This window comes from Rhizobacter sp. J219, assembly GCF_024700055.1.
Taxonomy (GTDB): domain Bacteria; phylum Pseudomonadota; class Gammaproteobacteria; order Burkholderiales; family Burkholderiaceae_C; genus Rhizobacter.
Map to the genome: position 1 here is coordinate 1,265,486 of NZ_JAJOND010000001.1, position 20,772 is coordinate 1,286,257.

At 69.4% G+C, this 20,772-nt stretch carries 17 protein-coding genes and 1 pseudogene; 6 read left to right on the forward strand and 12 right to left on the reverse strand.

Features of this window, described 5'->3' with window-relative positions; all coding sequences use genetic code 11:
• The first annotated feature begins 3 nt into the window (after positions 1-3).
• Positions 4-408, forward strand: a complete 405-nt coding sequence (locus LRS03_RS05810) for a hypothetical protein (RefSeq protein WP_257824447.1) — start codon at positions 4-6, stop codon at positions 406-408.
• Between the two features lie 60 nt (positions 409-468).
• On the opposite strand, the gene LRS03_RS05815 is transcribed toward LRS03_RS05810, so the two are convergent.
• On the reverse strand, positions 469-1,272 hold the full coding sequence (locus tag LRS03_RS05815) for an alpha/beta fold hydrolase (protein WP_308296396.1): 804 nt from the start codon (positions 1,270-1,272) through the stop codon (positions 469-471).
• A 122-nt stretch (positions 1,273-1,394) separates the two neighbouring features.
• On the opposite strand from LRS03_RS05815, the gene LRS03_RS05820 reads away from it, so the two are divergent.
• Positions 1,395-2,189 (forward strand): hypothetical protein, encoded by a 795-nt coding sequence (locus LRS03_RS05820; RefSeq protein WP_257824449.1) that lies wholly within the window; start codon positions 1,395-1,397, stop codon positions 2,187-2,189.
• 106 nt (positions 2,190-2,295) lie between these two features.
• On the forward strand, positions 2,296-2,856 hold the full coding sequence (locus LRS03_RS05825; protein ID WP_308296397.1) for a Cu(I)-responsive transcriptional regulator: 561 nt from the start codon (positions 2,296-2,298) through the stop codon (positions 2,854-2,856).
• Here LRS03_RS05825 and LRS03_RS05830 read toward each other — a convergent pair.
• From LRS03_RS05830 to LRS03_RS05840, 3 genes are all read right to left on the reverse strand, one after another.
• A complete protein-coding gene (locus tag LRS03_RS05830) occupies positions 2,850-4,205 on the reverse strand; it encodes an efflux transporter outer membrane subunit (protein ID WP_257829436.1) in 1,356 nt (451 codons plus the stop codon). The two genes, LRS03_RS05825 and LRS03_RS05830, sit on opposite strands and share 7 nt — an antisense overlap.
• Before the next feature lie 106 nt (positions 4,206-4,311).
• Entirely contained in the window at positions 4,312-7,464 is a 3,153-nt protein-coding gene (locus LRS03_RS05835) for an efflux RND transporter permease subunit (protein ID WP_257824450.1), read from the reverse strand.
• A gap of 17 nt (positions 7,465-7,481) precedes the next feature.
• The gene (locus tag LRS03_RS05840) at positions 7,482-8,705 is read right to left on the reverse strand and encodes an efflux RND transporter periplasmic adaptor subunit (RefSeq protein ID WP_257824451.1); all 1,224 of its coding nucleotides are present in this window, start codon (positions 8,703-8,705) and stop codon (positions 7,482-7,484) included.
• Between the two features lie 162 nt (positions 8,706-8,867).
• Between LRS03_RS05840 and LRS03_RS05845 the strand changes: the two genes are divergently transcribed.
• On the forward strand, positions 8,868-9,107 hold the full coding sequence (locus LRS03_RS05845) for a heavy-metal-associated domain-containing protein (RefSeq protein ID WP_257824452.1): 240 nt from the start codon (positions 8,868-8,870) through the stop codon (positions 9,105-9,107).
• An 87-nt stretch (positions 9,108-9,194) separates the two neighbouring features.
• Here LRS03_RS05845 and LRS03_RS05850 read toward each other — a convergent pair whose 3' ends face one another.
• Entirely contained in the window at positions 9,195-9,512 is a 318-nt protein-coding gene (locus LRS03_RS05850; RefSeq protein WP_257824453.1) for a hypothetical protein, read from the reverse strand.
• 259 nt (positions 9,513-9,771) lie between these two features.
• Between LRS03_RS05850 and LRS03_RS05855 the strand changes: the two genes are divergently transcribed.
• Together LRS03_RS05855 and LRS03_RS05860 are read left to right on the forward strand one after the other, a co-directional pair.
• Positions 9,772-10,581 carry an acyl-CoA thioesterase gene (locus LRS03_RS05855; RefSeq protein WP_257824454.1) on the forward strand — a complete coding sequence of 270 codons (810 nt, stop codon included), beginning with the start codon at positions 9,772-9,774 and terminating at the stop codon, positions 10,579-10,581.
• Positions 10,578-11,468 carry an RNA polymerase sigma factor gene (locus tag LRS03_RS05860; RefSeq protein ID WP_257824455.1) on the forward strand — a complete coding sequence of 297 codons (891 nt, stop codon included), beginning with the start codon at positions 10,578-10,580 and terminating at the stop codon, positions 11,466-11,468. The genes LRS03_RS05855 and LRS03_RS05860 overlap by 4 nt, the downstream gene beginning before the upstream one ends.
• Positions 11,469-11,536: 68 nt before the next feature.
• On the opposite strand, the gene LRS03_RS05865 is transcribed toward LRS03_RS05860, so the two are convergent.
• The 7 genes and pseudogenes from LRS03_RS05865 to LRS03_RS05890 form a co-directional block, all read right to left on the reverse strand.
• Positions 11,537-14,419 (reverse strand): adenosylcobalamin-dependent ribonucleoside-diphosphate reductase, encoded by a 2,883-nt coding sequence (locus LRS03_RS05865; RefSeq protein WP_257824456.1) that lies wholly within the window; start codon positions 14,417-14,419, stop codon positions 11,537-11,539.
• A 148-nt stretch (positions 14,420-14,567) separates the two neighbouring features.
• Positions 14,568-16,193 (reverse strand): methyl-accepting chemotaxis protein, encoded by a 1,626-nt coding sequence (locus LRS03_RS05870; RefSeq protein ID WP_257824457.1) that lies wholly within the window; start codon positions 16,191-16,193, stop codon positions 14,568-14,570.
• A 36-nt stretch (positions 16,194-16,229) separates the two neighbouring features.
• Entirely contained in the window at positions 16,230-16,994 is a 765-nt protein-coding gene (locus LRS03_RS05875; RefSeq protein WP_257824458.1) for a sensor histidine kinase, read from the reverse strand.
• 131 nt (positions 16,995-17,125) lie between these two features.
• The gene (locus LRS03_RS05880) at positions 17,126-18,295 is read right to left on the reverse strand and encodes a sensor histidine kinase (protein WP_257824459.1); all 1,170 of its coding nucleotides are present in this window, start codon (positions 18,293-18,295) and stop codon (positions 17,126-17,128) included.
• A 217-nt stretch (positions 18,296-18,512) separates the two neighbouring features.
• Positions 18,513-18,848 (reverse strand): annotated as a pseudogene (locus tag LRS03_RS26785) (response regulator); the annotation flags it as partial.
• 21 nt (positions 18,849-18,869) lie between these two features.
• Positions 18,870-19,238 (reverse strand): response regulator, encoded by a 369-nt coding sequence (locus tag LRS03_RS05885; RefSeq protein WP_257824460.1) that lies wholly within the window; start codon positions 19,236-19,238, stop codon positions 18,870-18,872.
• Between the two features lie 10 nt (positions 19,239-19,248).
• Positions 19,249-20,739 (reverse strand): PAS domain-containing sensor histidine kinase, encoded by a 1,491-nt coding sequence (locus LRS03_RS05890; protein ID WP_257824461.1) that lies wholly within the window; start codon positions 20,737-20,739, stop codon positions 19,249-19,251.
• Between the last annotated feature and the right edge of the window lie 33 nt (positions 20,740-20,772).

Consider the following 20,772-nt stretch of genomic DNA (forward strand, 5'->3'; position numbering starts at 1 on the left):
CCCATGACGTTTCACCGCCTTCGCCTCTTGCTGGCCGTCTTGCTCGTGGCCATCGGCAGCGCCTCGCACGCCAGCCCCGCATGCCGCACCGAGACATCTCGACACGACCGGGCCGAGCTGCGCTGCAACTGGCCGGCCGGCGCGCAGGCGCTGCGCCTGGACGCGCATTTCGCCGGCAGCCATGACGACACGGAGGCCACGCTCAGCGCCAGCATGAAAGGCACACCCCTGCCCTGCGCTGCCGGCAGCAAGACCAGCATCGACAGCAGTCGCGACGAAGGCGATGTGACGCTGACCTGCCGCCTGGCAGCGCCACCGGCCGGGGGCGCGGCGGAACTGCGCATCGAGCTGCGCTGGTACCACGCGCGCTACACCGGCTTCGAGCTGCGGGTTGAACCGGCGCCCTGACGCGGCAGCCGCCGCGCCAATGCGAGACCCCAGCGCCCGCAGCTTGGGCTCCCGCCAGCTTCAATCCATCGCGAGACCCTTCAAGTGGTCTTGCAGCAGGCGGACGACGGTCGAAGGATGATCGACCACACCCATGTGACCGAGCGCTGCAACGTCGTGCACACGGGCCTGTGGCATGCGCTGCGCCAAGGCAAGGACCATCGCCCGTGCTGCGCGCTGAGAGCGGCCTCCCGTCACCAGCGTGACCGGGATGTCGAAGCGGTAGGCGTCGAACGAATGGGTCTCTTCGATGGTCGAGCGGACCTCCTGGTACATCTTCCAGCCAACGCGCCGCGTCGCCTGGCGTGCTCGCTCGGACATTCGCCCCCAGGCGCCATCGCCGTTCCAATAGTCGATGAATGCGCGCAGCCAGTCGTCGCTGCCCGCCTGGTCCGCACCCAGGCTGCGAAAGTTCGCCAGCGTGGCCCTCAATTCCGTCGCGGTTTGCGTGTCAAGACGATCGACCTCGCTCGCAAGCGCCCCAAAGAGCACCGGCTCGAACAACCAAAGAGACCGCACGTCGATGGCGCGCGTGCGCGCCAGTTCGAGCGCCACGGTGGCACCCCAGGAGTGAGCCACGATGTGGACCGGGCCGCGCGCCAGCAGAGAACGACGCAGGTGTTCAGCGTCGTCGGCCAATCCGGCAACGGCTGGCCTCTCGAGGGGCTGGTCGGGGTGATAGCCCAGGTTGTAGGGCGTCACGACGGCAGAATGCTCGACACAGGCGAGATAGGGCTCCCACATGAACGGGCCCAGACCCGTTGAATGAATGAATGCGACGGTAGGACTCACTGGGCAACTCCTGAAGAAAAGTGGCAAGGACACGAACCGCCACTTTCCAGCCTGCCCCTGTGGCAAGGTCAACGAGAACGGGCGATCCGGGACGTCGGGCCAGCGGCGCCGTCGCCGTTGACTCCTCCACGATGTCAAGGTTGAAGCTCGACGGCATGAACATCGAAGAAGTCACGACCATGAACCCACAAGATCTCCTCCGGCGACTCGAGGCGATCGGCTCCTCGCTGAGCAACTGCCCCGGGGCCCTGGCCCTGCTGGGGCTGGGCTCCGTCGGCTTGGAAACGCAGCGCCTGGACGAGCACTCCGACCTCGACTTCTTCGTCATCGTCGAACCTGGCCACAAGCAGCGCTTCATCGACAAGCTCGATTGGCTCGAGGCGGCGCATCCGCTCGCCTGGAGCTTCCGAAACACGGTGGACGGCCACAAGGCGCTGATGCGCGACGGCGTGTTCTGCGAGTTTGCGGTGTTCGAGCCGGACGAACTGGCGCAGATTCCGTACTCGCCGGGCCGCCTGGTCTGGGCCGACCCGCGTGCAGAGCCGGATTGGGCGGTCCCGCGTCGCCCCCTGCCGGCGCCGTCCCTGCCCTTGGAAGAATGGATCGTCGGCGAAGCGCTCAGCTGCGTGCTGGTGGGGCTCAAGCGCTGGCACCGCGGCGAGCGGCTGTCGGCGACGCGCTTCGTGCAAAGCCATGCCGTCGAGCGGCTGATCGAACTCGATGCGCTGCGCTCGCGGCCCGCGATGGGTGCACCCGTCGGCGACCCGTTCAACCGGGAGCGGCGTCTCGAGGCCCGGCAGCCGTCGCTGGCGGCGGAGCTGCCGGCCCTTGTGCCCGGCTACGGCCACACCCTGGCCGCCGCGAGGGCGGTCGTGGCCGCACTTCGGGCGCGCGGCGCGGCGCTGAACAACGCCGTCGTCGACGAGATCGAGCGGCTAGCCCGGCCCTGACGTCCGCTGCAAACCCGCGCCGTCATCAGGGTAAGGCGTCTTGACCTTGACATGGTGTCAAGGTCAAGACTCGCGCCACGTTCATGCTTCCCTGAAGGAGATCTCCATGCACCGTGCCCAGAACATCGGCGAGGCGGCAAAGGCCGCCGGCGTCTCGGCCAAGATGATCCGCCACTACGAGCAGATCGGCCTGCTGCCCCCCGCGGCGCGCACCGACGCTGGCTACCGCCAGTACAGCGAGCGCGACGTGTCGATACTGCGCTTCATCCGTCAGTCACGCCAGCTCGGGTTCTCGATCGAGCGCATCGCGGATCTGCTCGGGCTGTGGAGCCGGCAAGACCGGCCAAGCCGCGACGTCAAAGCGCTGGCCCAGGCCCACCTCGCCGAGTTTCTCGAAGAGAAGATGCGGGAGCTGGCGCAGATGCAGCATGCGCTCTCGTTGCTGGTGAACCGGTGCCAAGGCGGTGACGACCCTCACTGCAGCATCCTCGCCGGCCTGGCCGCCGGCAGCCCGGAGGCTCCGGCACCCGGCGCCGTAGGAAGCAAGCCGCTTCGCCGCCCGTCCGACAAAGCCGGGGCGCCACGCAGCGTTGCGCCCGCCGGGGCTTCGGCGCACCAGGACCTGATGGCGTGGACGCGGCACGTCCACGCCATGGGTCATCACTGAGCGCCTGCCACAACCGTGCCCAGCGAGGCCGTCGTCTCGCCGGCCGGAAGGAAGCGCGCCCCCAGCGCACGCTGCAGCGCCACCAGTTGCTGTCGCGGGCCGGTGTGCGCGGCGGCCAGACCCTGCGCGGCCTGCTGCGCACCACGCTGCGCATCGAGCAACTCCAGCAAGTCTGACGCACCCGCCGCGTAGCGTGTGCGCGCGAGTCGCTCCGCGGCAGCAGCATGGCTGGCGCGCTCCTGCAGCGCGGCGATGCGGCGCTGCCCTTCGGCCACCTGGGCCAGGGCGGACTCCACTTCCTCGCTGGCCAGCAACACCTTCTGCCGGTAGGCCAACAGCGCCTCGCGCTGTTCCGCACGGCTGGCCGACACGCGAGACTCGATGCGCGCATGGTCGAGGACCGGCCATGACAGGCTGGGCGCCACGAACCAGATCGCACTGCCGCCGGTCCCGAGCGCCCCCAAAGAGCCGGCCAACGTGCCGATCGCGCCGGCCACGTTCAGTCGCGGCAGCCACTCGGCACGTGCCGCCTCCACATCGAGCGACAACGCTCTCAGGCGTGCCTCGGCGGCACGAAGGTCGGGCCGGAAATGCACCCAGTGCTGCGGCGACGGCACCCTCAGCGTCACCGCGCGAGCCTCCGCACCGGACGCCGCAGGCGCCTCGAAGGTGGACGGCGATTGACCAAGGAGCACGCCGATCCGATGTTCCGCCACCTTCGCGGCCGCTTCGTGCAGGGGCAGCTCCGCCTCGGCCGCAGCCAGTTCGGCACGCGCCCGGGCATCGTCGAGCGGCGCCGAATGCCCCGCGGAAACGCGGCGCTGAACGAGGTCCACGGTGGCGCGCCGGTTCTCGATGACGGCTCGCGTCAGGCGCGACTGCTCGCGCGCACCCTCGAGCGCAAACCAGGCCTGCGCAATCTCGCCGGCCACGACCAGGCGCAGCGCGTCGGCGTCGGCAGCCACCGCATCGCTGCGCGATTGCGCCGCACGCGCGGCATGGCGAAGCCGGCCAAAGAGGTCGATTTCCCAAGTCAGCGCCAGCGCGGCTGAAGTGGTGTCGGTGCGGCGCGCCTCGCGTCCCAGTCCGGGCGCTTCCACTTCGGCGAGCTGCTGCGCCCGTGCGCCGAGGGCGGCACCGCCGCTCGGGCCGAGTTCGGCACGCGTACCGGCGGCGAGCGCGCGAGATCGCTGCACGCGTTCCGCGGCCTGCTGGAGATCGAGGTTGGCGGCCAGGCCGCGGACCACCAGCGCGTCGAGCGCCGGATCTCCGAACACCGCCCACCAGTCGGGCTGCGCACGCTGCCCGGAGCTCGACCCCCTGTGCCTGGCCGAATCGCTGCGGAACAGGCAGTGAGATCTCCGGCGAGCCCGGCAGGCTGCCGCAGGCGGTGAGCAATGCTGCCGCTGCGAGCGCGGTGAGGTGCGTGGAAGTCTTGATCATGGTCGATTCCTTTTAAAGCGAGCCGACGCGACGGGCGTCCGCCAGGCCGGGCTCAGGCGCGCGCACGGCGCGGCGCTGCAGCCACACATAGAACACGGGGGTGAAGACCAGGCCGGCCGCGGTGACGGCCAGCATGCCGGCGAAGACCGCCACACCGACGGCGTGGCGCATCTCTGCACCCGCTCCGCTGGCAAACACCAGCGGCAGCACCCCCATCACGAACGCGAGCGAGGTCATCAGGATCGGCCGCAGGCGAAGGCGTGCCGCCTCGACGACGGCTTCCACCGCCGAAGCGCCCTGCTGCTGCCGCCGGCGCGCGAACTCCACGATCAGGATCGCGTTCTTCGTCGCCAGGCCGACCAGCACCACCAGGCCGATCTGCGTGAACAGGTTGTTGTCGCCGCCGGCCAGCCACACGCCGCCCAGCGCGCCCAGGATGACCGTCGGCACGATGGCCAGCACCGCCAGTGGCAAGGTCCAGCTGCCATAGGCCGCCGCGAGGAACAGGAAGGCCACCAGCACCGCGAGCGGGAATACCCACAGGCCGCTGGAGCCTTCGCGGATCTGCTGGTAGCTCAGGTCGGTCCATTCGTGGGTGAAGCCCTCCGGCAGCACGCGAGCGAGGATCTGCTCCATCGCCGCCACCGCCTCGCCCGAGCTGACGCCGGGTGCCGGCATGCCCGACAGGTCCGCCGATGCAAAGCCGTTGTAGCGGCTCACCGGGTCGGGGCCGGTCGTCGGCTGGCTCGACACCAGCGACTCGAGCGGCACCATCCGGCCCTGCGCGTTGCGCGTCCACAGCCGGCCCAGTGCCGTCGCGTCGCTGCGGAACGGTGCGTCCGCCTGCACGTTGACCTGCCAGGCCCGACCGAGGAAGTTGAAGTCGTTCACGTACAGCGAGCCGAGGTACACCTGCAGCGACTGGTAGATCGCTTCGAGCGGCACCCCCATCGCCAGCGCCTTCTCGCGGTCGACGTTCAGCGCGAGTTGCGGCACACCGACCTGGTAGCCCGAGAACAGGCCCACCATACGCGGGTCCTTGCCTGCCTCGGCCATCACGGCGCCGAGCGCGGCGTGCAACGCCTCATGGCCCTGCTGGCGCCGGTCCTGGATCTGCAGCTTGAAGCCGCCGGCCTGGCCGAGTCCGGGCACGGGCGGTGGCGGGAACATCGCGACGAAGGCTTCGTCGAGGCCCTGGAAGCGGCCGTTGAGCGCCCCGGCGATGGCACCTGCCGCAAGACTCGCGTCCTTGCGCTGCTCGAAGGGGTCGAGCATGGTGAAGATCACGGCAGTGTTCGGGCTGTTGACGAAGCCGTTGATCGAGATGCCGGGGAAGGCCACCACGCTCTCCACGCCGGGCTGTGCCAGTGCGATCTCCGTCACCTGCTTGGTGACCGCCTCGGTGCGATCGAGCGATGCGCCGGGCGGCAGCTGGACGATGCCGACCAGGTAGTACTTGTCCTGCGCAGGCACGAAGCCCGAGGGCACGGTCTTGAAGCTCCACACCGCCCCGGCCACCAGCACGGCGTACACGAGCATCAGGCGCAGGCTGCGCCGCACGCCGGCCCGCGTCAGCACGCCGTAGCGTTCCGAGACACGCTCGAAGGCACGGTTGAAGCCGCCGAAGAACCGGCCCAGCATGCCGTGGTCGGAGGTCGCATGGGGCCGCAGCCACATCGCCGACAGCGCCGGCGAGAGTGTGAGCGAATTGATCGCCGACAGGACTGTCGAGATCGCAATCGTCAGCGCGAACTGGCGATAGAACTGGCCCGACAAGCCGCCCATGAACGCGGTCGGAATGAACACCGCCGCCAGCACCGCCGTGATGACGAGGATCGGCCCCGTCACCTCCTTCATCGCCGCCAGGGCGGCCTCGCGGGGCGCCAGGCCGCGCGCCAGGTGGCGCTCGACGTTTTCCACGACGACGATCGCGTCATCGACCACGATGCCGATGGACAGGACGAGACCGAAGAGGCTCAGCGTGTTCAGCGTGAACCCGGCCGCGTGCATCACCGCGAGCGTGCCCACCAGCGACACCGGTACCGCCGCGATGGGAATCAACGAGGCGCGCCAGTTCTGAAGGAAGAGCAGCACCACCAGCACCACCAGCACCATCGCCTCGGCCAGCGTCTGGATCACGTTCGCGATCGAGGCCTTGACGAAGAGCGTGGGGTCGTAGGCGATGCGGTGCTCGATGTCCTGCGGGAAGGCCTGCTGCAGCTTCGCCATCTCGGCGCGCACGGCCGCCGCCACTTCCACGGCACTGGCCGCCGGGTCCTGCACGATCTGAATGCCCACGGCGGGCTTGCCGTCGAGCAGGCTGCGCAGCGAATAGGAGCTGGCGCCGAAACCGACACGAGCGACGTCTTTCAGGCGCAGCTGTTCGCCGGTGGGTCCACTCTTGAGCACGATGTCGCCGAAGGCTTCGGGCGACGACAGGCGACCCGCCACCGACAAAGGCAGCTGGTGCGCGCTGCGCGCGTCCGGCTGCTGGCCGACCGAGCCGGCGGCCACCTGGAGGTTCTGGGCACGGATCGCGTCGATCACGTCGCCCGCGACGAGTCCGCGGGCGGCCATTCGGTCGGGGTCGAGCCAGACGCGCAGGCTGTAGTCACCGGCGCCCCAGACCACGACCTTGCTCACGCCCGGCACGCGCAGCAAGGCGTCGCGCACGTGCAGCTGGGCGAAGTTCGACAGGTGCAGCAGGTCGTAGCGCCCCCGCGGCGAGGTGAGGTGCACCACCATCAGCATGTCGGGCGCGACGCTCTCGCTGACGACGCCGAGCTTCTGCACTTCGGCGGGCAGGCGTGGCAGCGCACGCGCCACGCGGTTCTGCGTGTCGGTCTCGGCACGCGCGGGATCGACGTCGGCCGAGAAGGTCAGTGTGAGCAGGTAGCGTCCGTCGCCGCTGGCGTTGGAGCCCATGTACTGCAGGCCGGGCAGGCCGGTCAGTTCAGTTTCCAGCGGCGTGGCCACCGTGTCGGCAATCACCTGCGGGTTGGCGCCGGGGTACGCGGCACGCACCTGCACGGTGGTCGGCATCACGTTCGGGTACTCGGTCAGCGGCAGCTTGCCCATCGACAGCAGGCCGGCCAGGACGAGCACCAGCGACAGCACGATCGCCACCATCGGGCGGTCCACGAAAAGTCTTGCGAGGCGGTTCATGGCAAATCACTCCTCGTTCAGGAACGGGCGTTGTCGGGCTGAGCGCTGGTCTGCGCCTTTCCCTGTGCCGCAGCGCGCTCGGCCAGCTGCGGTTTCACCGCCATGCCGGGTCGCACCCTCATCAGACCGGAAACGATGACCTGCTCGCCGACCTTCAAGCCGTCGGTCACGATGCGGTCGGCGCCATGGACACCGGCGACGGTGATCGGGCGGTACTTGACCTGGCCGGCCTCGCCCACCACCAGCACGAAGCGGCGGCCCTGATCGGTGCCCACGGCCTTGTCGGGCACCACGAGCACGGGCTGGGTCGCGCCGGTCGCGAGCTGCGTGCGGACGTACTGGCCCGGCATCAGCCCCGGAACCGCCGTCTCCACGCGGGCACGCAGTCGCACCGTGCCGGTCGCGGCATCGATGGAGTGGTTGCTGAAGTCGATGGGGGCCTGGGCCAGCTCGCGCCGGCCATCGGCGTCGAGGATTCGCGCGCTCCACCCCTTGGCGCCTCGGGTCTCGGCAAGGCGCTGCAGCACGGCGCGATCGGCCACGTCGATGTGCACGTGCAGCGGTGCCACGCTCACCAGCGTGGCCAGGGGCGTCGGGTTGCCGCCCGCGGCGACGAAGTTGCCCGAGGTGACCAGCGCACGGCCGATGCGGCCGTTGATCGGTGCGCGCACAAGCGTGAAGTCGCGCTCGAGCTGCGCCGTCTGCAGCGCGGCTTCGGCCGCCGCACGCCGCGCCTGTGCTTCGGCATGGGCAGCGACGCGGCGCTCCATCTCCTCGGCCGCCATGGCGTCTTCGGTGTGGAGCTGGCGCGCGCGCGCCGCTTCGGCGGCCGTCAGCGCCTCACGCGCCTTCGCGAGCTGCAGTTCGGCACGCGCGCGGGCGAGCGCGGCGTCGTAGGGCTTCGGATCGATCTGGAAAAGCGGCTGGCCGGCGCGGACGGTGTCGCCCTCGCGGAAAAGCACCGAGTCGATCGGACCGGACACGCGGGCCTGCAGTTCGACGTGCTGGGCGGCTTCCACGCGAGCCACTTGCGTCGGTCCGGCGTCGATCGAGAGCACCCGTACCGCGGCCACCGGCACCGTTGGGGCCTCGGCAAGCGCAGATTGAGCGGCCTGCGCCTCGGGCACCGCCGGCTGGCAGGCCGTGAGCACGGCTGCAGCCAGCGCGGCCAGGCTGCCGGTCGCCAGGGTGAAAGGAAGGCCGCGCTGAGAAGGCGCGGCAGGTGTGTGAGAGGCATTCATGAGTCGGCTCCTGTGATGTGGATGCCGGAATGCTGAGGATTGACGCTGCGGGAAGGTCAAGTGGTGCGGCATCGGCGGCAGCTGCGTGGCGACTTGACCTTCCCTTGGAGGCAAGCACGAGAGTCCGTGCCTTGTCACCCACCAATCCACAAGGAGAGCCTCTTGATTGCCTTCGAAGTCAACGACATGACCTGCGGCCATTGCGCCAGCAAGATCACCAAATCGCTGAGGTCTGCCGACCACGCTGCCAGGGTCACCATCGACCTGCCGAAGCGCCTCGTGATGGTCGAGCCAACCGAGGCCGACGCGCAGTCGCTGCGCGAAGCCATTGCCGATGCGGGCTACACGCCGGTGGCCGTCGAGGCCGACACGATCGAGGCGTCGGTGCCGGACGGCGCGTGACCAGAGGCTGAACACGGTTCAGCTCCTCGATCGCGCACCGCAGGCGGCGGCTCGGCCTGGACTCGATCATGACGAGGTGGACCCGGCTCAAGCGGACTTCGCGCGGGGCCGGTGGATGAACTCGACACCGGTATCGATGTTCACCTTGCGGTACACGGCCTCGTTCAGCTCGACGATCACCCAGCGGGACGTCCCTTCGGGGCCCACGACTTCGATCTGGGTCTGTTCGGGGTTGAGGAATCGCCACCGGCCGCTTGTTGCGCGGCCGTCCCGAAGCGTGCGGGTTCCGGTGCCATCGGCGTCATAGAAGACGCCGACGACCGGAGTTTTTGCCGTGATGTCGATGCCATTGGCCAAGACCTGCACATCGAAGGGCCGTTGAGTGAAGAGTGTGGATGCGTTCATGGAAAGTCCTCGTGGGGTTGAGTGGTGCGTCGGGCGGGCCGACAAGTGCTTGGACGACGCGGGTCGCATGTGTGTGACATCTCGCCGGCACGGAACGGGTCGCTCAACGGATCACGCCAGTCGCAACGCCGTGGTGTGCAGGCGGCCCGCTCCGACGATGAGCAAGCCTCGGCCGAGCGGTGCCGTTGCGGCCTGCAGCGCCCTGTCACACCGAAGGTTCGTCGAACGTCCAAGCTGAAACACCGCAAAGGACTTCGTCATGGCGACCGACTTCAACCTCCAGGCACAAGGCGTCAACCGCTACAGCACCCTCACCGACCCGCGCTACTGGAACCAGATCGGCCCCTTCGGCGGCTGGCTGGCCGCATTGGCCGGCGTGGCCATGGAACGCGGGGCGCCTGCGGGCTGGACGATGAAGTCGATCTCGTTGAACTTCCTGGGCCGCGTGCCGGCGGGACGGGTCGAGATCGACATCGAACCGCTGCGTGTGCAGCGGCGCATCGCGGCCCTGAGAGCCACGATGCGGCCTGAGGGCGAAGCGACGACAGCCGTCACCGCGGAGGCGATCTTTGCCCCTGCGGGTGCGACGACGCAGGCCGCAGCGCTGCCTCGGCCGTCACTGCCAGCCCCAGAGACACTCCCGCGCCTGGACAGGCTCGACGCACTGGCCGCCTTCGTCGGGACCTTCGACCACCGGGTGGCGTTCGGCGCACCTTTTGCGCAAGACCGCAGGGCGCGCTCCGGAGGCTGGGTCCGTTCGCGGCTGCCGTTGCCACGCTCGCCTGCCGGGTTGCTGATGCTCGCCGATGCCTGGTATCCGCCGCGCTGGGCCACGCTGAGCGAGCCGGTGCCCGTGAGCACGGTGTCGATGCAGGTGGTGTTCCACGAGAGCTGCCCCGGGTCACCCGGTCTCGACGGCTTCTTCGCGGCGTGCTATCAAGAAGACGCTCAAACCGATGGCTTCGGACTCGAGCGCGGCGCCATCTGGTGGCCCGACGGACGTCTGGCCCTGACCATGCAGCAACTCACCTGGGTGGGAAGCACCCAGCACGGCAAGGAGAAGCGATGAACCTCGACGAAGCTTCCATTCGGACGGACCTCGAACAGGCGATGCAGGGCAGCGCACGCTCGCTCGAACGCCTGCTGCTGGCGGTCCAGCCGCTGATCTTCAACCTCGCGCTTCGCATGCTCGGCCGCCGGGAAGACGCGCTCGACGCCACCCAGGAGATCCTGTTGCGCGTGGCCACCCACCTGTCGGACTACCGGGGCGACAGCCGCTTCTCCACCTGGGTGTACCGCATCGCCGCCAACGCGCTGCTCGACGAGAAGCGCGCCGGCGCGCGCCGGCGTCAGGAGCGCAACTTCACCGAGCTGGGCCTCGATCTGGACTCCGGCATCGATCGAGCCGAAGGTCTACCGCCACCCGTGGACTCGGTCAGTCCGGAACACCGGGTGGCCGTGGTCGAACTCGCCCTCGTCTGCACGCAAGGCATGCTGATGGCGCTGCCCGATGCACAGCGCCTGGCGTACGTTCTCTGCGAAGTGATGGACCTGGACGGCCCCGAAGCCGCGAAGGTGGCCGGCGTATCGCCTGCGGCACTGCGCCAGCAACTGGCGCGTGCACGCCAGGCCGTGCGCGACTTCGTGGAGGCCCATTGCGGGCTCGTGTCGCCCCGGGCACGCTGCGTCTGCGACCGCCAGATCCAGGCGCTGGACGAGCACCGCGTCGAGTGGCTGAAACAGCGGCCGCTGTCCGGGGGCGCCAACGCACCGGCGCTGCATGACGCCCTGGCACGCCAAGGCCTTCACGACATCCGCCACCTGCAGTCCGCCGCGCAGCTGTTCCGCGCACACCCCGAATACACGACCGACACCGCCCGCGTGAGCGAGCTTCTCGCTCGCATCGAGGCGACCGTGTTCGGCGCGAGCGGATCGGATGCTCGCCATGCCCATTGATCGAGCACGCTGCCCCTTCCGAAGGCCCCGACCTTGCGGGTCACCGCCCAGTCGCTGCCGCCGCAGCTTCAACCGCACTGACCGACGTAGCCGCAGGCCGTGCAGAAGTCGCAGCCGTCCTTGTGGATCACGTTGGGGTTGCCACACTCGGGGCACACCTTGCCGCTGATGAGGTGGGGCATGGCGCCCGGCTGGTCTTGCGGTGCTTCGAGCACGCCCATGTCGCGCACCGGGTAGCCGGCTTCGGTGAGCACGCCCAGCATGGCGTAGCGGTGGATGATGAGCCGCGCCAGGTAGGCCACCGTCGACGGCCAGGTCTGCTGGCGGCGCTCGCCGTGCGGGAGGCCGGGCACGAAGGCCATGAAGTGGCCGAGCGGCTCGGCGTAGTTGAGCAGCTTGCGCAGCTTCATGCCGATCCACGCCGGGTCGACCACGCGCATGTCGAGCGAGAGCACACGTGCGAGGCCATCGAGCGCGCGCGGATAGTTGCCCGAGAAGCCCACCGCGCACGGGCGCGTGACGGCCACGCCGTCGGGGCCGGGGAGCGTCACCTCCTTCAGCGTGAGCGTGAAGGCTTCGTCGGTGGCCGGGTTGTGCACGTCGACCGCCCAGGCGAGCGTGCCCGACGGGCCGGTGTGCGGCTCGTCTCTGGCAAACATCGCGTCGATCACCGGCGTGGGCGACTTGCTGCCCAGTCGCGGCAGCGCCTTGAGCTGCTCGCAGCGCCAGCGGATCACCGCCGCGGTGGCGGCCACCACGCCGGGGAAGAGGCGCCGCTCGCCGCTCGGCGGGAACGGCATCTCGAATGCACGCTCTTCGGCCACGGTCGCCAGCGCGTCGAGCTTCAACTGAAGCCACGCCGGGTCGTTGGCGCGCAGGTCCATCGACAGGGTCTTGGCCAGCGCCCCCAGGCCGCGCGGCTGCTCGGCGCCATTGACCCACACCTCGAAGGGCTTGGGCGCACCGTCTTCACCGGCCAGCTCGCCGACGAAGAGCGCGAACTCGCCGAACGGGTGGTGAACCATGAAGGTCCAGGCCGCGTTGCCACCGGGCAGCTCGGGCCGGCCCGGCCAGCGCAGCGACGACAGCACCGGTGCCGGCAGCCGGTCGAGCGCGAGGCGCTGGTTGGCGTCGTTGAGCGTCATCACCGCGGGCGCCTGCGGCGTGGTGCTGAGCACCGAGCCCAGCACCGCGTTCGGCCGATAGGTGGCCAGACCCTTCAGGCTCGACTGCCAGGCCTGCATGTAGAGGTTCTGGAAGTCGGCATACGGGTAGTCGGCGGGCACGTTGACCGTCTTGGAGATGGCGGTGTCGATGCAGGGCGCCACCGCCGCCACCATCGCGGCGTGGTCCTGCGCGCTCATCTCGAGCGCCGTCACGAAAGCCGGCGTGAGCGGCGCATCGCGGCCCTTCAGGTGGCGGTAGAGGCGCCAGGCGTGGTCTTCCACCGCGTACTCCTTGAAGCTGCCGTCGGGCATTCGCTTCTTGCGGGTGTAGCTCCAGCTGAACGGCGGCTCGATGCCGTTGCTCGCGTTGTCGGCGAAGGCGAGGCTGATGGTGCCGGTGGGCGCGATCGACAGCAGGTGCGAATTGCGCAGCCCGTGCTGGCGGATGCGTTCGCGCAGGCGCTGCGGCAGGCGCGAGGCGAAGTTGCCCTTGCGCAGGAAGAGATCGGCATTGAAGAGCGGGAAGGCGCCACGCTCCTGCGCGAGGTCGACGGAGGCGTCGTACGCCGCATCGCGCATCAGCTCGGAAATGCGGCGCGCGGTGGCGCGTGCCTCAGGCGTGTCGTAGCGCTGGTTGAGCATGATGAGCGCGTCGCCCAGGCCGGTGAAGCCGAGCCCCACGCGGCGCTTGTTGCGCGCCTCCTCGTGCTGCTGCGGCAAGGGCCACACCGTCACGTCGAGCACGTTGTCGAGCATGCGCACCGACACCTTGCACAGCTTGGCGAAACCTTCGTCATCGAAGCGCGCCGTGGGCTCGAAAGGGTCGATCACGAAACGCGTGAGGTCGATGGAGCCGAGGCAGCAGCAGCCGTACGGAGGCAGGGGCTGCTCGGCGCAGGGGTTGGTGCTGGCGATCGTCTCGCAGTACCACAGGTTGTTGTCGGCGTTGATGCGGTCGAGGAAGAGCACACCGGGCTCGGCGTGGTCGTAGGTGGAGCGCATGACCTGTTCCCAAAGGTCGCGCGCCCTCACCTTGCGGTACACCCACTGCCCGCCCGCCTGGTGCGCGCCGGCTTCCTTCTGCGCGGGGCCGGGCTCGGCGCGGTGCACGAGCGCGAAGTCGGTGTCGGCCTGCACCGCCTCCATGAAGGCGTCGGTCACGCCGACCGAGATGTTGAAGTTCTTCAGGTCGCCTTCATCCTTGGCGTGGATGAACTCCTCGATGTCGGGGTGGTCGCAGCGCAGCACGCCCATCTGCGCGCCGCGCCGCGCCCCAGCCGATTCCACCGTCTCGCAGGAGCGGTCGAACACGCGCATGTAGCTCACCGGCCCCGAGGCGCTGCTCTGCGTGCTGCCCACCCACGCGCCGCGCGGGCGGATGCGGCTGAAGTCGTAGCCCACGCCACCGCCGCGGCGCATGGTCTCGGCCGCTTCGGTGAGCGCGATGTAGATGCCGGGATGGCCGTCGTCCACGTGCGAGATCGAGTCGCCCACCGGCTGCACGAAGCAGTTGATGAGGGTGGCCGACAGTTCGGTCCCGGCCGCCGACTGGATGCGCCCCGCCGGCACAAAGCCCTGGCGCAGCGCCTGCGCAAAGCGCTCTTCCCACTGCGCACGCGCGGCGCCCGGCTCGGCCTGCGCCAGCGCGCGCGCCACGCGCTGGCACACGGCGGCGATGCTGCGCTCGTCGCCCTTGGCGTATTTCTCGATCAGCACCTCGTCGCTGATCTCCTGCGCCGGCAGGTTGGCGCGGGTGGGGACGAAGGGGGCGGTGGTCTCGTGCATGTCGCGGCTCTCCTGGTGGGTGCGCACGGTACGGCCGCGGGATGCGCGGCGTCCTTGACGTCGATCAGCGCACTGTGCCGCAGCGCGCCGGCTTGACCCACCGCAAGACCTTGTGCCCGTCGAGGGCAGGCCCGACTGGCGCGCCTCGCTACGCCGGCACGCTGTCCAATGCCAGCGGCGCCGGTGACGGGGCCGCATCGGCCTGCGTGACGGCGGCCTCGTCGAGCCGGAACTGCCCCACCGTCTGCGCCAGCCGCGTGGCCTGCTCGCGCAAGCTGCCGGCCGCGGCGGCGTTTTCTTCCACCAGTGCGGCGTTGTGCTGCGTCGTCGTGTCGAGGTCGTACACCGCCTTGCCGATGTCGCCGATGCCGCTCTCCTGCTGCACCGATGCGGTGGTGATCTCGTTCATCAGTGTCGAGACCTCGCGCACACGCTGCACGATCTCGGCCATCGTGGTGCCGGCCTGTACCACCAGGCGGTTGCCGCCCTCGACCCGCTCGACGCTTTCGGAGATGAGCGCTGCAATTTCCTTGGCCGCCTCGGCGCTGCGCTGGGCCAGCGAGCGCACCTCGCTCGCGACCACCGCGAAACCGCGCCCTTGCTCGCCGGCCCGTGCAGCCTCGACAGCCGCATTGAGCGCGAGGATGTTGGTCTGGAACGCGATCCCGTCGATGACGCCGATGATCTCGGTGATGCGCTGGCTCGACGCCTGGATCTCCGTCATGCGTTGCACCACCTCGCCCACCGCCTCGCTGCCGCGGGCCGCAACGCCCGAGGCCGATGCCGCCAGCTCGCTCGCCTGCCGCGCCGACGCGGTGCTGTGGCGCACCGTCTCCGTCAGCTCGGTCATCGCACTGCTCGTGCGCTGCAGGTTCGCCGCCTGCTGTTCGGTACGCGCGCTCAGGTCCTGGTTGCCCTGCGCGATCTCGGCGCTCGCGGCGAGCACGGCATCGGCCGACTGCTGGATGCCCGAGACCACCGCGCGCAGGGACAGCTGCATCTCGGTCATGGCCGCGAGCAGGCTCTCGCGGTCTCCGGGGCGCAGCCGGATCGACTCGCCCAGGTCGCCGGCCGCGATGCGCCGCGCCACGTCGCGTGCATAGCGCGGCTCGCCACCGAGCTGGCGCACCAGCGTGCGGGTGATGGCCGCGCCCATGGCGAAGCTGAGAAGCACCGCCAGGGCCATGCCGCCGAGCAGCGCCATGCTCGTCAGCCGCTGCTGCTTGGCCACCGCATCGACCCGCTCGGCCGTGCGGCGCGCCTGCAGGTCGATGAGCGATTGCATCGCATCGATCCACTCGGTCTGCGGGCCCTGCACTTTCTCGATCAGCGTCTCGCTGGCCATCTCTTTCATGCCGCGCGAGGCCTGGTCCATCACCTCGTCGAGCAGGGGCAGCACCACGCCGCGCAACTGGCCGATCTTTGCGTGCAGCGCACGCTCTTCGTCATCGACCAGCAGGCGTCCCAGCGCCTCGTGCGCGGGGTCGAAACGGCTGCGTGCGGCTGCCTGTGTCTCGCGTTGCTTGGCCTGCACCTCGGCGTCACGCGTGACGATGACGGTGCGCACCGAGCGCGCCACGGCCTCCAGGTCGGCGCGCATGTGCCACGCCAGCTCGCTCTTGCGGTTGTTCTCCGTCACGATGACGTCGACGCTCTGTTTCATGGTGACGATGACCCACCAGGCGAAGGCCGCGATGAGCACGAGCAGCGCGCCGCAGGCGCCGAAACCGAGCGTCAGCCGCTGGCCGACCGAAAGATTGCGAAAGCGGTTCATGTCGTGGGGTTCCGTTGATTGCGGTGGGGCCGGCCGTCAGTCGGCCGGGGTGAGCGTGAGATGAAAGCAAGCGCCTTCGCCCGGGGCGGACTGCGCCCACACCCGGCCGCCGTGGCGCTCGACGATGCGCCGCACCAGGCTCAGGCCGATGCCGGTGCCGGGGTGCGCACCGTCGTGCAGGCGCTGGAAGGGTTCGAAGAGCCGGCTGGCCGCTGACGCGTCGAAGCCGGTGCCGTTGTCGCGCACGAAGACCGAGCCGTCGTCATCGAGACCGACCTCGATCACGGGCTGTGCACGCTCGCGGGTGAACTTCATCGCGTTGCCGAGCAGGTTGACGAACACCTGCCGCAGCAGCACGCGCGAGCCGCGTACCGCAAAGAGAGGTGCCACCTCAATCGGAGGCGGCGGTGCCGCACTGCCGAGCGTCAGGTGCTCGATCGCTTCGTGCACGACATCGCACAGGTCGAGGCGCTCTTCAGGCAGGCGGTCACCCTCGGCGACGGCAAGCAGTTCCACCACCAGCTCGCACAGCGCATCGGTCTGCAGCGCGGTGGTCGACAGCAGCCGCAGGGCCCGTGGGGTGTCGCTGCGTTCGATCGCGTGCATCGCGAGCCGGGTGATGCCGCTCAGCGCCCCCAGCGGCCCGCGCAGGTCGTGCGACACCCCCTGGTTGAAACTGCGCAGGCGCCGCACGGTGTCATGCAGGTCGGCGGCCTGTTGAGCGTGCAACTCGCACACGCGAGGCGGCTGATCGGTCGGGCACCCTCGCGCCGCATCGCGTGGGATTGGTACTTCACCCATGGTCTGTCTCCGGTCGCCTGTTCGGAACCAGGCTTGATCGTTTGTTTTCCCTTTCTTTCGTTTGTAGATTCATTTGGTTCGTTTTTAGTCATAGTTAACCCTAGGTCCGTGCGAATTTGTTCCTTTTTCGATCAGCGCGTGACGCTGAAGTGGAAGCTCGCGCCCTGCCCCGGCCGGCCCTCGGCCCAGATGCGGCCCTGATGGCGCTCGACGATGCGCTTGACGATCGACAGCCCCAAGCCGAAGCCTTCGTAGCGCGCGCCATGCAGGCGCTGAAAGGGCTGGAAGAGCCGCTCGGCCTGCGCGCTGCTGAAGCCCACGCCGTTGTCGCGCACGAAGAAGACCGTGCGGCCCTGCTCCAGCGTTGCGCCCACCTCCACCTGCGGCGACGACCCGGCACTCGCGAACTTCAACGCATTGCCGATCAGGTTGACGAAGACCTGGCGCAGCAGCGTGGGGTCGGCATCGACCTCGGGCAGCTCGCCGATCACCACCGGCACCGGCGGCCGGCCGGCCGGCTGCGGCAGCTGGTCCACCACGTCGCGCACCAGGGCCTGGGTGTCGACACGCTGGCGGTGCAAGTCGGTCTCGCTCACGCGGGCCAGCGCCAGCAGCGCGTTGACGAGATGCTCGGTGCGCTCGGCACTCTTGGCAATCAGCTCCAGCATCTGCGCGGCGCGTTCCGCCTGGCCGCTGCCAAGGTATTCGGCGGCCTTGCGCGACGCACCGGCAATGCCGCCCAACGGGCCGCGCAGGTCGTGCGAGACGGTGCGGTTGAAACTCTCCAGGCCGCCGATGATCTCGCGCAACTGCGCGGTGCGGCTCTCCACGCGCTGCTCCAGCGTCTCGTTGGCGATCTGCAGCTGCTCGGCGCTGTGCTTCATGGCGAGGTAGAGGCTGCCGTTCTCGTAGATGCGGCCGGCCTGCGCGGCGTGGATGCCCAGCAGGTGCTCGTCTTCGTCGCTGAAGGCCTCGGCGCCGAGCTTGTCGATCAGCAGGATCCAGCCATACGACTGGTGCAGCGACACGATCGGGGCGACCAGGCCGCTCGTGAACGGGGGGCAGCTCCCCGGGAAGCCCAGGCGCACCGGGTCGCCCGAGGGGTTGAGGAAGCGGCGCGTCGTGCGCTCGTGCATCACGCTGCCCAGCACGCCGGCGGCCAGGTCGCGCGGGTCGAACGGGCCTGCGGCCTCGGGTTCGAAGCCCCAGCTGGCGAAATGCGCGCTCTCGCGGCCGTTCTTGTGGCGCACGCCGAGGATGGCATAGCGCGCGCCGATCAGGTCGCGAGCACCGCGGCACACCTGGCTCAGCAGCAGGAAGGGGTCGCGCTCGGAGGCCAGCCGCAGGTTGAAGCTCGGTCAGCGCCGACAGCCGCTGGTGGGCATGGCGCAGCTCGTTCGACTGCGCCACCAGCTTGTCGGTGACCAGGCGCAGGTGCTCGCGGTCGAAGTCGTCGATGGCAGGCGCGGGGCTGGGCACCCGCACCTGTTGGGCCAGTGCGGCCTGCACCACGTCGAGGATGTCCTGCGGCTCGCAGGGCTTGAAGAGGATCTGGCTCACGCCGCACGACGCAGCGAGCGTGCGAGCCTCGCTCTCCATGAAGGTGGCGGTGCAGAACACCACCTCGGTGTGCGCGATGGCAGGGTCGGCGCGCAGGCGGCGCACGAACTCGTAGCCGTCCATCGTGGGCATGAGGATGTCGCAGATGACGAGCGCGGGCTGGGCGTCACGCACCTTCTGCAGCGCCTCGGCACCGTCGGCGGCCTCGTCGACCCGGTGCCCCGCGTAGCCGAGCAGCGTGGCGATCAGCTCGCGATTGGCGGCATGGTCATCGACGACGAGCACGCGGGCCATGGCACTCTGCCCCAGCAACCCTCAGGCCGAGGGCAGGAAGGCCTCGATCTGGGCCACGAAGGTTTCGGGCTCGATGGGCTTGGAGAAGTAGCCGTCGAATCCGGCCATCCGCACCTTCTCTTCGTCGCCCGACATCGAAAAGGCCGTCACCGCCACGACCGGGATGCCGGCCATGGCGGCGTCACGCCTGAGCTGTTCGAGCACGCCATAGCCGTCGAGCACCGGCATCTGCAGGTCGCAGACGATGAGCTCCGGCCGCTCGCGGCGCGCCATGGCCAAGCCCATCTGTCCGTCGGTCGCGACGAGCACCTGGTGCCCGCGGTGTTCCAGCAGGTACTGGGCGAGATCCAGGTTGGCCTGGTTGTCTTCGATGACGAGGATGCGTGCCATGGCGGGGCCCTCATGCGTTGCGCGGCGCGAGCCGCAGCGTGAAGCGGCTGCCCTGGCCGGGGGTGCTCTCGAAGGTGATGCGCCCGCCCAGGAGTTCGGCCAGGCGCTGGCTCAGATGCAGCCCGAGGCCGGTGCCTTCGGCAGCGCGCGGGCGCATGCTGCCGGCCTGGCTGAACGGCGCGAAGAGCTTGGCCTGCTCGTCCGGTGCGATGCCCACGCCGGTGTCGTCGAACACGACCAGCAGCGCACCCTCGTCCTCGCGCAGCGTGACCGTCACGCTGCCGGCGTCGGTGAACTTCACCGCGTTGCCGGCAAGGTTGAGCACGATCTGGCTGAGCGCGCGGCGGTCGGTCATCCACACGAGCGGCGTCGCGGGCAGCACCGCGCTCAGCTGCAGGCCCTTGGTCTCGGCCTGGTTTCGCAGCGTGGCCACCGTTTCGTCGATGACCGCGCAGCAGTCGACCGGGGCCATCGCCAGATCGACCTTGCCGGCCTCGATCTTGGCCACGTCGAGCAGGTCGTTGATGAGCGCGAGCAGGTGGCGCGCGCTCGTCTGCACGGTGCGCAGCTGCTTGTACTGGTCGGGCGTGAGCGGCCCCGGCAGCCCCATCAGCAGCGTGCCGGTGAAGCCGATGATGGCGTTGAGCGGCGTGCGCAGCTCGTGGCTCATGCTCGCGAGGAAGCGGTCCTTGGCTTGGTTGGCGGTGGCGAGTTCGACGTTCTTTTCCTGCAGCGCCCGCTCGAATCGCTTGCGTTCGCTGATGTCGCGGATGGCGCTCATCACGAAGGCGTTTTCTTCGGTGCGCAGCGGCGAGAGGCTGATCTCGATGGGGAATTCGGTGCCGTCTTTGCGCACGCCGGCGAGGTCGAGCCCGGAGCCCATGGCGCGCTTGCGCGGCTGCAGGAAGTAGTTGGAGCGGTGCACCACGTGCGATCGGCGGTAGCGCTCGGGCAGCAGGATGTCGACGGGCTTTCCGCGCAGCTCGCCCGGCTCATAGCCGAAAAGGCTCTCGGCCTGGCCGTTGGCGATCACGATGTGGCCGGTCGGGTTGGCCATCACGATGCCGTCGGGGGTGGATTCGAGCAGGTCGCGAAAGCGCGCCTCCATCAGCTTGGCGTCGCGCTGCACCTTGATCTCGGTCACGTCCTTCTCCGACATCAGGATCAAGGGCCGGCCCGTGGCCGAGAGCAGCTTGGTGGTGACGTCGACGCACAGCATCGAGCCGTCTTTGCGGCGGCGCACCGATTCGTAGGTGACGGAGCGGGCGTTGACGGTGTCGCTCAGCGCCTTGAGCTGCTCGGCAACCCGGTCTTGCGGTACCACCAGGTCCTGCACATTGCGGCCGATGGCTTCTTCGCCGGCATAGCCGAAGGTGGCCTGCGCCCCGCGGCTCCAGTGCTCCACGCGCCCATCGGGGCTGAGCACCATGCAGGCGTCAGGCAGCTCCTGGGCGAACAGGGTGGCGGCATCGAAGGAGGCGTCGGCAGCCGCAGCGTCCATGCAAGGGTACTGTGGGATTGGCGTGAACCATTG

Bases quoted from the DNA above. Each gene is read 5' to 3' on its own strand.
- LRS03_RS05810 (WP_257824447.1), top strand. From the start codon at position 4: ATGACGTTTCACCGCCTTCGCCTCTTGCTGGCCGTCTTGCTCGTGGCC.
- LRS03_RS05820 (WP_257824449.1), top strand. From the start codon at position 1,395: ATGAACATCGAAGAAGTCACGACCATGAACCCACAAGATCTCCTCCGG.
- LRS03_RS05825 (WP_308296397.1), top strand. From the start codon at position 2,296: ATGCACCGTGCCCAGAACATCGGCGAGGCGGCAAAGGCCGCCGGCGTC.
- LRS03_RS05835 (WP_257824450.1), bottom strand. From the start codon at position 7,464: ATGAACCGCCTCGCAAGACTTTTCGTGGACCGCCCGATGGTGGCGATC.
- LRS03_RS05840 (WP_257824451.1), bottom strand. From the start codon at position 8,705: ATGAATGCCTCTCACACACCTGCCGCGCCTTCTCAGCGCGGCCTTCCT.
- LRS03_RS05850 (WP_257824453.1), bottom strand. From the start codon at position 9,512: ATGAACGCATCCACACTCTTCACTCAACGGCCCTTCGATGTGCAGGTC.
- LRS03_RS05855 (WP_257824454.1), top strand. From the start codon at position 9,772: ATGGCGACCGACTTCAACCTCCAGGCACAAGGCGTCAACCGCTACAGC.
- LRS03_RS05860 (WP_257824455.1), top strand. From the start codon at position 10,578: ATGAACCTCGACGAAGCTTCCATTCGGACGGACCTCGAACAGGCGATG.
- LRS03_RS05865 (WP_257824456.1), bottom strand. From the start codon at position 14,419: ATGCACGAGACCACCGCCCCCTTCGTCCCCACCCGCGCCAACCTGCCG.
- LRS03_RS05870 (WP_257824457.1), bottom strand. From the start codon at position 16,193: ATGAACCGCTTTCGCAATCTTTCGGTCGGCCAGCGGCTGACGCTCGGT.
- LRS03_RS05875 (WP_257824458.1), bottom strand. From the start codon at position 16,994: ATGGGTGAAGTACCAATCCCACGCGATGCGGCGCGAGGGTGCCCGACC.
- LRS03_RS05885 (WP_257824460.1), bottom strand. From the start codon at position 19,238: ATGGCACGCATCCTCGTCATCGAAGACAACCAGGCCAACCTGGATCTC.
- LRS03_RS05890 (WP_257824461.1), bottom strand. From the start codon at position 20,739: ATGGACGCTGCGGCTGCCGACGCCTCCTTCGATGCCGCCACCCTGTTC.